At 71.5% G+C, this 14,802-nt stretch carries 10 protein-coding genes and 1 pseudogene; 7 read left to right on the top strand and 4 right to left on the bottom strand.

The features are described 5' to 3' along the window. Nucleotides 1-12 precede the first annotated feature (12 nt). Nucleotides 13-432, top strand: a complete 420-nt coding sequence (locus V5E28_RS15835) for a YbaB/EbfC family nucleoid-associated protein (RefSeq protein WP_336207644.1) — start codon at nucleotides 13-15, stop codon at nucleotides 430-432. A gap of 7 nt (nucleotides 433-439) precedes the next feature. Here the strand turns inward: V5E28_RS15835 and eccD are convergent, their stop codons facing one another. Beyond that, on the bottom strand, nucleotides 440-1,909 hold the full coding sequence (gene eccD / locus V5E28_RS15830) for a type VII secretion integral membrane protein EccD (RefSeq protein WP_336207643.1): 1,470 nt from the start codon (nucleotides 1,907-1,909) through the stop codon (nucleotides 440-442). Nucleotides 1,910-2,009: 100 nt separating this feature from the next. On the opposite strand from eccD, the gene eccCa reads away from it, so the two are divergent. The 3 genes from eccCa (at nucleotide 2,010) to V5E28_RS15815 (ending at nucleotide 7,467) form a co-directional block, all read left to right on the top strand. Then, nucleotides 2,010-6,017, top strand: a complete 4,008-nt coding sequence (eccCa, locus tag V5E28_RS15825; RefSeq protein WP_336207642.1) for a type VII secretion protein EccCa — start codon at nucleotides 2,010-2,012, stop codon at nucleotides 6,015-6,017. A 77-nt stretch (nucleotides 6,018-6,094) separates the two neighbouring features. Continuing rightward, on the top strand, nucleotides 6,095-6,379 hold the full coding sequence (locus V5E28_RS15820; RefSeq protein ID WP_336207641.1) for a hypothetical protein: 285 nt from the start codon (nucleotides 6,095-6,097) through the stop codon (nucleotides 6,377-6,379). Next, nucleotides 6,376-7,467: a transglycosylase SLT domain-containing protein gene (locus V5E28_RS15815; protein ID WP_336207640.1), complete on the top strand. Its 1,092-nt coding sequence runs from the start codon at nucleotides 6,376-6,378 to the stop codon at nucleotides 7,465-7,467. The genes V5E28_RS15820 and V5E28_RS15815 overlap by 4 nt, the downstream gene beginning before the upstream one ends. Before the next feature lie 4 nt (nucleotides 7,468-7,471). On the opposite strand, the gene V5E28_RS15810 is transcribed toward V5E28_RS15815, so the two are convergent. From V5E28_RS15810 to V5E28_RS15800, 3 genes are all read right to left on the bottom strand, one after another. After that, nucleotides 7,472-9,532, bottom strand: coding sequence for a serine/threonine protein kinase (locus V5E28_RS15810; protein WP_336207639.1), 2,061 nt, complete (start codon nucleotides 9,530-9,532; stop codon nucleotides 7,472-7,474). A gap of 98 nt (nucleotides 9,533-9,630) precedes the next feature. After that, nucleotides 9,631-10,764, bottom strand: a complete 1,134-nt coding sequence (mycP, locus tag V5E28_RS15805; RefSeq protein WP_336207638.1) for a type VII secretion-associated serine protease mycosin — start codon at nucleotides 10,762-10,764, stop codon at nucleotides 9,631-9,633. A gap of 73 nt (nucleotides 10,765-10,837) precedes the next feature. After that, nucleotides 10,838-11,110 (bottom strand): WXG100 family type VII secretion target, encoded by a 273-nt coding sequence (locus V5E28_RS15800; protein WP_336207637.1) that lies wholly within the window; start codon nucleotides 11,108-11,110, stop codon nucleotides 10,838-10,840. A gap of 166 nt (nucleotides 11,111-11,276) precedes the next feature. Between V5E28_RS15800 and V5E28_RS15795 the strand changes: the two are divergent. The 3 genes and pseudogenes from V5E28_RS15795 to V5E28_RS15785 form a co-directional block, all read left to right on the top strand. After that, nucleotides 11,277-11,420 (top strand): annotated as a pseudogene (locus V5E28_RS15795) (hypothetical protein); the annotation flags it as partial. Nucleotides 11,421-11,447: 27 nt separating this feature from the next. After that, nucleotides 11,448-13,190 (top strand): ATP-binding protein, encoded by a 1,743-nt coding sequence (locus V5E28_RS15790; RefSeq protein ID WP_336207636.1) that lies wholly within the window; start codon nucleotides 11,448-11,450, stop codon nucleotides 13,188-13,190. A gap of 194 nt (nucleotides 13,191-13,384) precedes the next feature. Then, nucleotides 13,385-14,749 (top strand): hypothetical protein, encoded by a 1,365-nt coding sequence (locus tag V5E28_RS15785; RefSeq protein WP_336207635.1) that lies wholly within the window; start codon nucleotides 13,385-13,387, stop codon nucleotides 14,747-14,749. The last annotated feature ends 53 nt before the right edge of the window (nucleotides 14,750-14,802 follow it).

Here is a 14,802-nt window from a genome sequence, read left to right as displayed (position 1 = left end):
TGGCGTGCGGGAATGCACTCCGGCGATTTCCATCCCGACGACCTAGACCGCATGGTGCACGAGAGCGAGAGCTCGATGCGCGAGCTCTCGGCCGCCCTGGAAGGGCTGGGCTCCGTCACGGGCGAGGGTGAGAGCCGCAGCGGCGCGATCGCCGCCACGATCGGCCCCGACGGTCGCCTCGACAGGATCAGGCTCACTCCCAAGGCGTCCCGCATGGATCTGGACGAGCTGGAGACGGAGATCGTCGAGGCCGTCCGCGCCGCCCAGGACGACCAGGACGGCAAGGCCGGGGCCATGCTGGGACCGCGACCCGACCCCGGGCTCTCGATGGACCGGGTCCGGAGCCAGTTCGAGCAGGTCCAGGACTCCTTCTCCAGGGAGATGGGCGAGCGGCTGGCCAGGCTGGAGGCGATGCGCCGGCGCGACGACTGACGCCTCCTCAGCCGGACAGCCCGCGCACCCAGGCGTACACGTTCAGCACCCCGAGCGCCAGCGGCATCATCGCGGCGATCAGCACCCACTCCAGGATGTCGGAGGCCCGCCCCCAGAACGGCGACGGCTTGCCCGTCGGCAGCCACGCGCCCATGCCGACCACCACCATCGCGGTCCACAGCAGCGCGAGCACGGCGGCCACGGCCGTGATCCCGCCGACCCCCACGCCGAGCGCGACGGCGAGCGCGCCCAGGCCGCACAGGCCGGTCAGCAGCAGCCAGAGCCGCTGCCCCACACCCTGGAAGACCCGGGCCCGCATGAGCTGGGTGAACGCGAGCACGGCCGCCATGATCACCGCGATCAGCCTGCCGTCCCCGATGAGCAGCGCGTGGGCGCCGATGCCCACCAGCGCGATCGCCACGGTCATGCCCGTGGCGTAGCGGCGGGCGGCGAGCGTGCGCTCCAGCACGGAGCCGCTGTCGAGCTGCTGGTTGTCGCTGCGCAGCTCCTCGGCGTTGGTCGGCATGGAGGGCAGCGGCACCCTCGCCAGCCGGAAGGAGATCACCGGAATCAGCGGGGCGAGCGCCATCACCACCGACACGGCGACCGCCGCCACCCCGGCGGCCGGCGCGCCCGTCAGCATCACCACGGCCGCGGCCACCGCGCCCACGCTCGAGGCGATGGCCGTACCGAGGAAACCCGGCACGCCGTCGGCGATGATCGTGCCGGCGATGGTCGCCACCAGCGCGGTGCACGCGAGCCCGCCCAGCAGGTGCGGCGCGCCGAACCCCGACAGCGCGCCACCCGCCGCGGGCGCGAGCAGCCCCGCCAGGAACGCGTACGGCAGCGCGGCGTAGCCGACCAGCGCGCCCGAGCCCGAGTCGCCGACCGCCCTGGACATCGCCATGCCGACCCCGACGATCAGCAGCGCGAGCGCGGCGGCGACGATGGTCGTGACCAGGGGGGCGAGCCCGCCCAGCGCGAGCGCCACGGCTCCGGCGACGAGCAGCCCCGCGGCCGCCCCGCCGCCGAGCGCGCGGGTGTGCTTGCCGTCCCACTTGCCGCCGCCCTCGCGCACGCCCGTGGCCACCACGTCGGCGACGTCGTCGAACCTGGCGGGCGGCAGCACCGCCTCGCGTGGCCGCAGGTAGAGGATCTCGCCGTCGAGCACGCCCAGCCCGCCCAGGCTCTGTCCCAGGTCGAAGGCCGCCCCGCCGAGCCGCTGCAGGGTCCAGCCGGGCGCGGCGGCCGACTCCCCGCCGACCTCGCCCATCGCGCGGAGCAGGCCGGGCAGCACGTGTGGCAGCGGGATGTCGGCCGGCAGCGCCAGGTCGGCCTTTCGGTGCGGCCCCACCACCGTGACATGGCACAACGGAGGGAGCGGCGCCGGTATCTGGAGCAGCGCGCTCTGCTGCATGGGGCCGTGCGGCTGCTGCATGGGGCCGTGCGGCTGCGGAATCTCGGCCAGCGAAGTCACAAACACAACATAGCGAGCAAGAGTTAACAAACAGCTCAACTTGCCGGTTAGGCGTATCTGGTAAGAAAGGTGTCCCAAGGAATCAGGAGGGTCTGGAAGGGTGAGCATCGTCGTCGTCCGGCGTCCCGAGCGCCGGGCCAGCCCCAAACCACCACGTGGCGAGATCCTCCTGGAATCCCCTCCGGAGGTGCCCGAGCTCCAGTCCCAGGGCATGATGGCGGTCCTCACCTACCTGCCGATGGTGGCGGGCGCCGCCGCGATGGGCCTGATGTTCTCGGCCGGAGGGACGAACAGCAACCCGATCATGTACGTGGCGAGCGGCCTGTTCGCCTTCTCCATGGTCGGCATGACGATCGGGCAGATGGGCCGCCAGTCGGGCGAGCGCAAGTCGCGCCTCAACGGCGCCCGCCGCGACTACTTCCGCTACCTCGCCCAGATCCGCAAGCGGGTGCGCCGCGCGGCGGTCCAGCAGCGCGAGGCCCTGGAGTGGAGCGGCCCCGCCCCCGACACGCTCTGGTGGACGGCCATGGGCCCCCGCCTGTGGGAGCGCCGGCCGCGCGACGACGACTTCAGCACCGTACGGCTCGGCACCGGCGTGCAGAAGCTGGCCGTCCAGCTCATCCCGCCGGACTCCAAGCCGGTGGAGGACCTCGACGCGCTGTCGGCCGGCGCGCTGCGCAGGTTCGTCCGCACCCACTCGACCGTCTCCCACCTCCCGGTCGCGGTCGCCCTGCACTCCTTCGCCCGGATCAAGCTCAGCGGCGACCAGGCCGCGATGCGCAGCCTGGTCAGGGCCATGGTGGCGCAGATGGTCGTCTTCCACTCCCCCGACGACATGCGGATCATGGTGTGCGCGGGCAAGGAGTGGATGAGCCACTGGGAGTGGGTCAAGTGGCTGCCGCACGCCCTGCACCCCGAGGAGACCGACGGCGCCGGCCAGGTGCGGCTGATGGCCGAGAACCTGGGCGACCTCGACCAGCTCCTCGGCGACGAGCTCAAGGAGCGGGCGCGGTTCAAGCCCGGCGCCTCCACCGACGCGCTGCCGTACCACGTGCTCATCCTGGACGGCGGGCACGTGCCGCACGACTCCCAGCTCGGCGCGGACGCCATCCAGGGCGTGACCGTGATCGACCTGTCGAACTCGGCCGGAGTGGTCGAGGAGCGCAGCACGCTGCGCCTGCAGATCCAGCCGGACGGCTTCCACATGGTCAAGGTCGACCACGCGGGCAAGGAGACCACCAACAGGCTCGGCGACCCCGACGTGCTCGACTATCTCAGGGCCGAAGGCCTGGCCAGGCAGCTCGCCCCGCTGCGCGCGTCCACGCTGAAGGGCGGCGAGGCACAGGACGTGCTGGCGGTGAACACCACGCTGACCGACCTGCTCGGCGTCGGCGACCCGGCCCGGCTGGACACGGCCCAGACGTGGCGGCCCCGAGCGGGCCGCAACCGGCTGCGCGTGCCGATCGGCCTCGGCGCCGACGGGCGGCTGGTCGAGCTCGACATCAAGGAGTCGGCGCAGGGCGGGATGGGGCCGCACGGCCTGGTCATCGGCGCCACCGGCTCCGGCAAGAGCGAGCTGCTGCGGACGCTGGTCCTGGGGCTGGCGGTCACGCACTCCTCGGAGATCCTCAACTTCGTGCTCGTCGACTTCAAGGGCGGCGCCACCTTCCTCGGCCTCGACGGGCTCTCCCACGTCTCAGCCGTCATCACCAACCTGGAGGACGAGCTGCCGCTGGTCGACCGCATGCACGACGCGCTGCACGGCGAGATGGTGCGCCGCCAGGAGCTGCTGCGGGCCGCGGGCAACTACGCCTCGCTGCGCGACTACGAGCGGGCCCGCGAGGAGGGCGCGGACCTGCGGCCGATGCCCACGCTGTTCGTGGTGCTGGACGAGTTCAGCGAGCTGCTGTCGGCCAAGCCGGAGTTCATCGACCTGTTCGTGATGATCGGGCGGCTGGGCCGCTCGCTCGGCGTGCACCTGCTGCTCGCCTCGCAGCGGCTGGAGGAGGGGCGGCTGCGCGGCCTGGACACCCACCTGTCCTACCGGATCGGCCTGCGTACGTTCTCCGCCATGGAGAGCCGGGTCGTGCTCGGCGTCGCCGACGCCTACGAGCTGCCCTCCTCGCCCGGCAACGGCTTCCTCAAGTTCGACACGACCGGGATGACGCGCTTCAAGGCCGCGTACGTCTCCGGCCCCTACCAGGCGGACCCCCGGCACACGCTGGTGGCCGACGGGACGGCGCCGATCCGGGAGGTCGTCGAGTACGGCACCGAGTTCGTGCCGGTCCCGCTCGTCGAGGAGACGCCCGCCGAGCAGGCCGAGCGGGAGGAGCAGGAGCAGGAGAGCCGCTCCCAGCAGAGCCTGCTCGACATCGTGGTCGGCCGCCTGGCCCAGCAGGGCCCCGCCGCCCACCGCATCTGGCTGCCGCCGCTCGGCGAGCCGCCCACGCTGGCGCACCTGCTGCCGCCGCTGACGGTCACGCCCGAGCTCGGCCTGTCGACCACCGGCTGGCCCGGCGCCGGACGCCTGCAGGCGGTCGTGGGGATCATCGACAAGCCCTTCGAGCAGCGCCGTGACCCCTACTGGCTGGACCTGTCGGGCGCGGCGGGACACGTGGGCATCGCCGGCGGCCCGCAGAGCGGCAAGAGCACCATGCTGCGCACGCTGGTCACCAGCATGGCGCTCACCCACACCCCGCGCCAGGTGCAGTTCTACTGCCTCGACTTCGGCGGCGGCGCGCTCGCCACCCTGGACGGCCTGCCGCACGTCGGCGGGGTCGCCAGCCGCCTGGACGGCGACCGGGTCAGGCGGACGGTGGCCGAGCTCGCCACGCTCCTCAAGCAGCGCGAGCGCGAATTCACCGAGAGCGGCATCGACTCCATCGTCACCTACCGCCGCCGCCTGGCCGACGGCACGCTGGGAGGCGACGGGTGGGGGGACGTCTTCCTGGTCGTCGACGGCTGGCTGATGGTCAGGCAGGAGTTCGAGACCCTCGAACCGGTCATCACCGACCTGGCCGCGCGCGGCCTCGGCTACGGCATCCACGTGATCGCCGCGACCAACAAGTGGTCGGAGTTCAGGCCCGGCATCCGCGACCTGTTCGGCACCCGGCTGGAGCTCAAGCTCGGCGACGCCTACGAGTCGGAGATCAGCAGGAAGAAGTCGCTGGCGGTGCCCGAAGGCGTGCCGGGGCGCGGCCTCACCAAGGACGGCCAGCACTTCCTGTCCGCACTGCCCAGGATCGACGGCGTCCAGGACGCCGAGGACCTGGCCTCGGGCGTCCAGGGTCTGGTGCACGCCGTCAGGGACTCCTGGCAGGGCCCGACCGCCCGCGGCGTCCGGCTGCTGCCTTCGATGCTGCCCGCCGCATCGCTGCCGACCGCGGAGGAGACCGGCCGCAACCGCATCGCGATCGGCGTGGACGAGGCGTCGCTGTCGCCCGTGATGATCGACTTCGAGGCCGACCCGCACTTCATCGTCATCGGCGACACCGAGAGCGGCAAGTCGAACCTGCTGCGGCTCATCGCCGAGAACATCGTGGCCAGGAACACGCCGCGCGAGGCCATGATGATCGTGATCGACTACCGGCGCGCGCTGCTGGACACCGCCGTCACCGACCATCGCATCGGCTACGCCGCCTCCAGCGCCGCCGCCACGGAGCTGATCAAGGACGCCCGCGGCGCCCTGCTCAACCGGCTGCCTCCCGCCGACCTCACCCCCGAGCAGCTACGGGCCCGCGACTGGTGGAAGGGGTCCGACCTCTATTTCTTCGTCGACGACTACGACCTGGTCGCCACGTCCAACAATCCCCTGCTACCGCTGGTCGAGCTGCTGCCGCAGGCTCGGGACATCGGGCTGCACCTGGTGGTGTCGCGCGCCATGGGCGGCGTCGGCAGAGCCATGTACGATCCCGTGATCCAGCGGATCAAGGACATGGCCAGCCCCGCGATGGTGCTGTCGGGCAACAAGGACGAGGGCTTCGTGTTCGGCAACGTCCGCCCCCAGCCGCTGCCGCCAGGGCGCGGCCAGATGGTCGACAGGCGAACGGGCATCCGCCTGACACAGACGGCCTTCTGGCCGCCGCCCGAGCAGGGGGGCCCGGCCTGAGCGCCCGGCCCGCCATCAGGATGATCTGCTAGCTTCCATACCCGATCCGAGATCGGCACGTAGAGAGGTTCGCCAAGGTGGCCGTGCTCGACATCCACTTCGATGCGCTCGACGACTGCCGCTCCGCGGCCAAGAGACTGGCCGGCAAGTTCGGCGAGCTGGCCGAGGGATATCCCGCCGAGACGACCAGCTCCTCCATCTTCGGCAAGCTGGCAGGCGTCTCCGCCCTCGCCACGGCCGTCGACGGCGTGGAGAAGACGGCGAGCAGCGAGTTCGGCAAGGCCAAGACCCTCGTCGAGGGCGTGGAGCGAGCTCTGGACCAGGTGCAGGACAACGTGCGCACGGCGAACAAGCCCTCATGAGCACCAGGGACAGCATCTCGGCGATGCCCGGCGGGCCCGACCTGGTGGCGCTGCTCGACCAGGTCACCGGCTGCGACCCCGCCGCGATCCGCGCCATCGCCACCCGCTGGCGCGGGGCCGGCGGCAAGGTCCTTTCGCACGCCGGCACCCTCGGCAGCGCGGTGACCACCGTGGACCTGGCCTGGCACGGCGACTCCGCCGACGCGTTCGTCCGCTACATGGCCGACTACGGCAAGGCGGGCTCCGACCTCAACTCCGCGCTGTCGAGCTGCGCCACCGCCCTGGACGACGCGGCGGGCACCCTCGAGCGCGCCAAGGGCCAGGTCGACGGCATCTGCGACCGCCTGGTCACTTCGGTGAACGCCTTCAGGAACGCCAACCCCGACGCCGAGCAGAAAGAGATCGACGACCACGCCCGCCCCCTCGTGACCAGTGCCCGCACCCGGGCCGCCACCCACGTGTCCGGCGCCAAGCAGGCCGTCAAGGAAGCCACGACCGCCATCGAGACCGCCCTGGGCGAGCGGAACAAGACCTTCGCCAAGATCAAGGCGCCGGGCGACCAGGACTTCGTCCCCGCCGCCGACCACAAGATCGACTGGCAGCGGACGATGAGCTACACGACCCAATCCGCTTCAGGGGGAGGCGGCGGCATCCCGTTGGGCGGCACCTTCGGCGGCTACGGGCCCAGCGGGATGCCGCCGGCCGGCGGCCGCCACGTCCCCGAGGGCCAGGTGAAGAAGTGGATCGAGCAGGCCATCGCCATCCTGATGGAGCACGGCTACCCCGCCGACAAGATGAACGTGAGCGACATCTACACGATCATCCAGCACGAGTCGGGCGGCAACCCCAACGCGATCAACCTGTGGGACTCCAACGCCGCCGCCGGCCACCCGTCCAAGGGCCTGATGCAGACGATCGACCCGACCTTCAACACCTGGGCCCTCGACGACGAGCACAAGAACATCTACGACCCCGTCCACAACATCATCGCCGGGGTCCGCTACGCCATCGACCGTTACGGATCGGTGTCCGCGGTGCCCGGGGTCATCGCCTCGAAGACCCCGGGCGCAAGCTACGTCGGCTACTGATCCGCTATCCGCAGTTGCCCCAGTCGGCGCTGGTGCTGCCCGACCCCGTGCCGCCCGAGTAGCGCACGCACTTGCCCTTGCCGGAAAGAATCACCGGGCCGGCGTAGTACTCGTAGCTGCCGTTGTCGGTCTTGCTGCCGCCGCCCTGCACCTCCAGCGTCGCCCGGACCGACGTCGCCTTGCCGACGTCCGTGGTCTTCATGGTGACCACGCAGTTCTGCCCGCTGCCGCTGTTGTAGAGCTGATAGGTGACACCGCCGGTGAACGAGCTCTGCCGCTGGACGTAGAAGCCGGATCCGCACACCTGCGTCGCCGTGTACGGGTTCTTCTTCTGCGCGGCGGGCGCCGCCGCGGCGGACTTCGTCGGCGTCGGCGACGGCTTCTGCGTGGTCGGCTTCGGCGTCGGCTTCTGGGTCGTCGGCTTCGGCGCCGGCTGCTCGGTCTCCTCCTGGGTCGGCTTCTGAGTGGGCTTCTGGGTCGGCTTCTGCGTCGCCGGCTTCTCGGAGGGCTTCTGCGTCGCCGGCTTCTGGGTTGGCTTCACCGTCTTCGTCACCGTAGGAGCCGGCTTGGTGGTCTTGGCGGGCTTCGTGGTGGCCGGGTTCTGGGTCTGCGTCGGCACGACCACCGGCTGCGTGGCCAGCGGGGCCGGCGTCGGCACGGTCGTGAGCACCGGGACGTCGGGGCTGCCGGTCGGCGCCTCGCTCGGCAGCACCAGCGGCCCCACCCCCGCCTCGTCGGCTGTCGGCGTGGCTGCCCAAGGCGCGGTCACCTCCGCCTGTGGCTGCTCCGCGGTGACGCCCGGCCCCTCGCCCGGCGAGGCGCTGGGTGCGCCCGTGGCGTTCACGCGCGCCGAGGCGGCCTCGAACGTCAGCTGGGAACCGTACTGGCCCGCACCCCACAGGCCGAGGCCGGACAGGAGCACGACGGCGGTGATGCCCGCGACCAGGCCGATCGGGAACGGCTTGCGGGCCGCAGGCGCGGTCTGCCCTCTCATGGCGTGCGGTGGCGTCCACCCCTGCGGCGGATCCTGCGCGGCCGAGGGCGGCCCCCAGGTGTGCTGGACGGGCTGCTGCATCAGCACCGGCTGAGGCGCCTGCGGCGGCCCGTCGTGCATCGGGACGGGGACGTGCGGCGGCGGGCCCGGGGGCTGCGCCGGCGGCGGGCCCTCAAGGTGCATCGGGGGCGGTCCGAGCTGGACCGGGACGCCTTCGAGCGGCGGCCCGAGCACCGGCACCGGCGCGGGCACGATCCCGGACACGGGGGCGGGCGGCCCGTCCAGCACCTGAGTGCTCCCAGGGCCGGCGTCGCCGAGCATGCGCAGCATCGCCGTGTAGGTGGTCGGCCGCGCGGCCACCTCCTTGGACAGAGCCGACAGCACCACCTGGCGCAGCGGCTCGGCCAGCGCGCCCACCTCGGGCGAGGCGTTCAGCACGGCCTCCGGGTCGTGGCCGAACGGGGCCGAGCCGGTGGCGGCGAACACCACCGTGGCGCCCCAGGAGAAGACGTCGGCGTAGGGACCGTACTGCAGCCCGTTGATCTGCTCCGGCGCCCGGTAGCCGATCTCGCCGGCCGGGTCGCCGATCTCGATGTCGGTGACCCTCAGCCCTTCGGCGGTGAGGATCACGTTGTGCGGGGTCAGCCCGCGGTGCGCGAAGCCCGCGAGGTGTACGGCGGTCAGGGCGGTGAGCATGCCCACCGCGACCCGCTCCAGCGCGTCACCCGTCAGGGGCCCGTCCTCCTGGACGGTCTCGGCCAGCGAGCGACCCGCCACGTGCTCTCGCACCACGTACGGCTGCCCGTCGGCGACGCCGGCGTCGAGGGTGCGCGCCACGTAGGAGCTCGTCACCCGCTTGACGCTCTTCAGCCGCTGGACGAGATCGGGGTCGGCCGCGAGGTCCACCGTGAACGTCTTGACGGCGACAGTGTCGGCATCCGAGGACTCTCTCCCCAGGTGAACAGCACCGCGCGGACCCTCGCCGAGGAGGCTCACGATCTCGTGGCCACCGATCCGCCGAGGGTCACCGGACTGTGAGGGGTCCGTCTGAGGGGAGTCCTTCTCCGCCATGACCGTCCTTTCAGGATTTCGTCATGATCGAAGGACATTTAACCAAATAAGTCACATACGCATCAGGGGTTTCGGTTCCCGGCCCTGACAATTAACCGTCAATTAGCCTTGCTCGGCCGCCATCCCCGCTTGCGCCCCATGGGGACGAACACCCAGAGCGCGACGATCAGCCCGGAGGTCGCCAGCCCACCGGCCGCGATCACCGTGGCGATGGTCATCGCCCGCTCGTCAGGGGGCACGGCCTTGCGCACCGCCGAGACGGGCAGCGGAGGCGGGACCGGCGGAGCCACGGCCACCTGCTCGGACGGGAGCACCATGGTCACCGCGAGCAGCGGGTTGACCATGCCGGCTCCCGAGCCGTCGCCCGCGGCGCCGTCGGCGGTCATCGTGATCCGCCGCCGTACCCTGAGCTGGTCCAGATGCGGATAGCGGGAGCGCACGAGCGCGGCGACGCCCGCGACGTACGGCGCGGCGTAGCTGGTGCCCTCCAGGCCCGCCTGGAACCCCCTGCCCGGCCAGATGGAGCTGATCCGCTCACCGGGGCCGAGGACGGCGACGGGCGTCTTGGTGTTGGAGAACTCCGAACGCCGGCCGTCAGGCGTCGCGGCGCCCACGGACAGCACCCCGTCGTAGGCGGCGGGGTAGGCCGGGGTGGAGGTGCCGTCGTCCTTCTCCACGTTGCCCGCCGCGGCCACGACCACCACGTCCTGCGACAGCGCGTACTGGATGGCCGACCTGAGCACCGGCTGGTCGTGCGCCTCGACGGAGACGTTGATCACGTCGGCGTTCTCGTCGACCGCCACCTTGATGGCCGCGGCCAGGGTCTTCACGTCACCGCGGACGTCGTTGGCCTGCTTGATCGACAGGAGCCTGACTCCCGGAGCGACGCCGTAGAAGGGCGTGTCCTTGAGATGCTGCCCGGCGATGATGCCCGCCACCGCCGTGCCGTGGCCGACGCAGTCGCGGTGACCGGTGCCGGACAGGTCGGCCTTGCCCGCGAGCCTGATGTGCGGGTGGTTCTCCTCCACGCCGCTGTCGACGACCGCGACCGTCACGCCCTCACCCCTGGTGAGTCCCCAGACGCGCGGCACGTCGAGCCGCTGCTGCGCCCATGACTTGGCGATCGTCGTGACGGCTCGCTCCGGGTTGCACTCGGGCGCGCTCCCGGCCGCCGCGGGCGCGGCTGTGACCTGCAGGGCGAGCAGGCTCGCCAGGAAGGCTCGACCGATCATGTCGGGCAAGCGTAGTCTGCCCCGCCGAACGTGCAGAAGCCCCGGCCCGGACCGGGGCTTCGGGGGAACGGGCTCAGCGAGTGGCCGACTCGATGTTGCCCCTGTAGGTGTTGATGACCCGCGACGCCTCGTTGAGCTCTTCGGACATGCGCTGGAAGGCGGCCCGGTAGTTCTGCCACGCACCCTGGAACCGCTGGGCTCCAGGGCCGGTCCAGGCAGTGCCGACCTTGGACGCCTCTCGATCCAGCGCCGTCATGGTGGCGCGCACGGCCTCCGACTGCTGGGTGAACTGGGTGGCCATGGCCTGCATTTCCGCGGGATCGCCACCGAGCATGCTCTGGCTCATGCATACCTCCTGGATCGACGTGAAAGCGCCCTCACACTAGACGCGCCACCTCCCGATCGCCCCGATTATGCCGAGCGGCTATGGTCGTCCAGAGGATTGTTCGGCTTGGAGGGGTGTCACAGCATGCGCGAGGTCGAGGTGACCGCAGGCGGCGGCCCGCTCGGGGACCTTCTCTGACGTGGCGGAAACCGTGGTCTTCCTCGCCTGTCCGGGTGCCGGGCATCTGACGGGGCAGGTGCCGCACGTCGACGGCGGCGCCCCATCCGGGCCGCCAACAGAGAGCCGACACCCAGCACTTACACTCCGTTGAGTGCTCGCCGAGGAAGGACGAACGTCGGTGCAGAAGGTTCTGATCGCCAATCGCGGAGAGATCGCCGTTCGGGTGGCCCGCGCGTGCAGGGACGCCGGCATCGCGAGCGTGGCCGTCTACGCCGACCAAGACCTCGACTCGCTGCACGCCAAGGTGGCCGATGAGGCCTACGCGCTGGGCGGGCAGTCCCCCGCCGAGACCTACCTCGACATCGCCAAGCTGCTGGAGATCGCCGGGCGCTCCGGCGCGGACGCCGTGCACCCCGGCTACGGCTTCCTGGCGGAGAACGCCGGCTTCGCCCAGGCCGTCATCGACGCGGGCCTGACCTGGATCGGCCCGCCGCCCGCCGCCATCGCCGCGCTCGGCGACAAGGTGCAGGCCAGGCACATCGCCCAGAAGGTCGGCGCGCCGCTGGTCGCGGGCACCAAGGACCCCGTCTCTGGGGCCGCCGAGGTCGTCGCCTTCGCCGAGGAGCACGGGCTGCCGATCGCGATCAAGGCGGCCTACGGCGGCGGCGGGCGCGGCATCAAGGTGGCGCGCAGCCTCGACGAGGTCGCCGAGCTCTACGAGTCGGCCGTGCGCGAGGCCGTGGCCGCCTTCGGCAGGGGCGAGTGCTTCGTGGAGCGCTACCTCGACCGGCCGCGCCATGTCGAGACCCAGTGTCTGGCCGACCGCCAGGGCGACGTGGTCGTCGTCAGCACCCGCGACTGCTCGCTGCAGCGCCGCCACCAGAAGCTGGTGGAGGAGGCGCCCGCCCCGTTCCTGTCGCAGGAGCAGCTCGGCATCCTCTACGACAGCTCCAAGGCGATCCTGCGCGAGGCCGGTTACGTCGGCGCGGGCACCTGCGAGTTCCTCGTCGGCCAGGACGGCACGATCTCCTTCCTGGAGGTCAACACCCGCCTGCAGGTCGAGCACCCGGTGTCGGAGGAGGTCGCGGGGATCGACCTGGTGCGCGAGATGTTCAGGATCGCCGACGGCGAGCCGATCGGCTACGGCGACCCGGAGCTGCGCGGTCACTCCATCGAGTTCCGGATCAACGCCGAGGACGCGGGCCGGAATTTCCTGCCCGCGCCCGGCACCCTCACCGCGATGCGGACTCCGTCGGGTCCCGGTGTGCGGCTCGACTCCGGTTACGAGGCGGGGATGACGGTTCCGCAGACGTTCGACTCGCTGGTGGCCAAGCTGATCGTGACCGGCCGGACCCGCGGGGAGGCGCTGCAGCGCGCACGGCGGGCGCTGGCCGAGTTCCAGATCGACGGCATGCCGACCGTGCTGCCGTTCCACCGGGCGATCGTGTCGGATCCGGCCTTCACCGCGGAGCCGTTCGCCGTCCACACCCGGTGGATCGAGACGGAGTTCGACAACACGATCGAGCCGTACGCAGGACAACCGCAGGCGGCCGAGCCCGGGGCCCGGGAAACGGTGACGGTCGAGGTCGGCGGCAAGCGCCTGGAGGTGGTGCTGCCCGCGGGCCTGGGCACCTCGGCCGCTACGCCCTCGGCGAACAGACCGAGGCGTGGCGCGGGCGGCGCGAAGAAGGCCGCCGCCTCCGGCGACACACTGGTCACGCCCATGCAGGGCACGATCGTCAAGGTCGTCGCGGGCGACGGCGACACGGTCGCCGAGGGCGACACGGTCGTGGTGCTGGAGGCCATGAAGATGGAGCAGCCGCTGGCCGCCCACAAGTCCGGCACCATCACCGGCCTCACCGCCGCCGTAGGGCAGACCGTCGCCTCGGGCGCCTCGATCTGCGAGATCAAGGACGCCTGACCGGCGCCCGTCAGCGGTCAGGTCGACCGGGGATCGACGGCGGTCGATCGGCGAAGGCCGGGGCGCCCGGCGAGCGGTGGTCCCAGGATCCCGAAGGCACCACGCACCTGGACGCCTCAAGGCGGGTAACGTGCGCAGTGAGGAACTTTGCCGACCGCCCGTTCGTCCTCATGGGCGAAGGAGGCTTGCTGCCAATGACACATTCGCTGCGCCGAGCAGGGGCCGCAGTCGCGGCTCTGATCGCCGGTCTACTCGTCATCCTTGCGCTGTCCCCTGCCGCCAACGCGGCGGCACCCCCTGACGCTCAGAGCGTGGTGGCCCATTGGAAGGACAACAAGGATCCTCTCTATGTGGGCTCCGGCTCCTCTCTGAGCTCGGACCAGCAGTCCCAGATCCGGGACTCGCTCAAGGGCTCCAAGAGCGACATCTACGTGGCCGCGCTGCCTGACGGCACGGTGACCGACCCCGCGACCTATGTCCGCGACCTCGGCGCCGCCACCCAGAAGGCCAAGGGCGGCGGCCAAATCACCGTGGTCGTGCTCGACGGCCCCTCGATGTTCGCCGCGTCCAACTTCGGCCGCGCCGGCATGACCGACCAGCTCTCCAAGCTCTCCGTGCGCAACAACGACAACGTCGTGTCCGGCATGGAGGACTTCGTCCAGCGGGTCAACTACATGGCCGAGGGCAAGACCCGGTCCGCGCTCGACTCCGGCCCCGCGGGCGGCAGCGGCGGCGGCACCGGCGTCCTCGTGACGCTGGGCGTGCTCGCGCTCGCCGGCGGTGGCGGCTACTTCCTCTACTCCCGTAACAGGAAGAAGAAGCAGGCCATCCAGAACGCCAAGGACCTGGCCGCGGTCAAGCAGACCGTCGAGGAGGACGTCACCAAGTTCGGTGAGGAGATCACCGCGCTCGACACCGACGTCGTGCTCGAAGGCCAGGGCGGCCAGCACATCGACGAGTGGCAGCAGGCTCTCGACTCCTACGAGAAGGCCAAGACGCAGCTCGCCGCGGTGGAGCGTCCGGACCAGGTCCGCGAGGTGACCCAGACGCTGGAGGACGGCCGCTACTCGCTGGCCGTGGTGAAGGCCAGGGTCAACAAGCAGCCCGTGCCCGAGCGGCGCGCGCCCTGCTTCTTCAACCCGCAGCACGGCCCGTCGGTGCGTGACGTCCGCTGGGCGCCGCAGGGTGGCGTGGCGCGTGACGTGCCCGCCTGCTCGGCCGACGCCGAGGCGGTGGAGCGCGGCTTCGACCCGCAGATGCGCGAGGTCATGGTCAACGGCGAGCGCCGTCCCTACTACGACGCCGGCCCCGCCTACCAGCCCTACGCCTACGGCTACTACGGCGGCTTCGGCGACGTCATGACCGGCATGTTCATCGGCACCATGATGGGCAGCATGATGGGCGGCTGGGGCATGGGCGGCATGGGCGGCGGCTACGGCGACGCCGGAGCCGGTGACTTCGGCGGCGGCGGCGACTTCGGAGGCGGTGGCGGCGGCTGGGGCGACTTCGGCGGCGGCGGCGACTTCGGTGGTGGCGACTTCGGCGGCGGCGACTGGTAACCCGGTCTGACCTTTGCGGGCGCGTTCCCCTTCCGGGGGGCGCGCCCTTCGCC

The organism is Nonomuraea sp. LPB2021202275-12-8 (assembly GCF_037044575.1).
In the GTDB taxonomy this organism is placed as follows: domain Bacteria; phylum Actinomycetota; class Actinomycetes; order Streptosporangiales; family Streptosporangiaceae; genus Nonomuraea.
The sequence above is the reverse complement of the archived record's forward strand: the minus strand, read 5'-3'. Positions and strand labels throughout refer to the sequence as shown.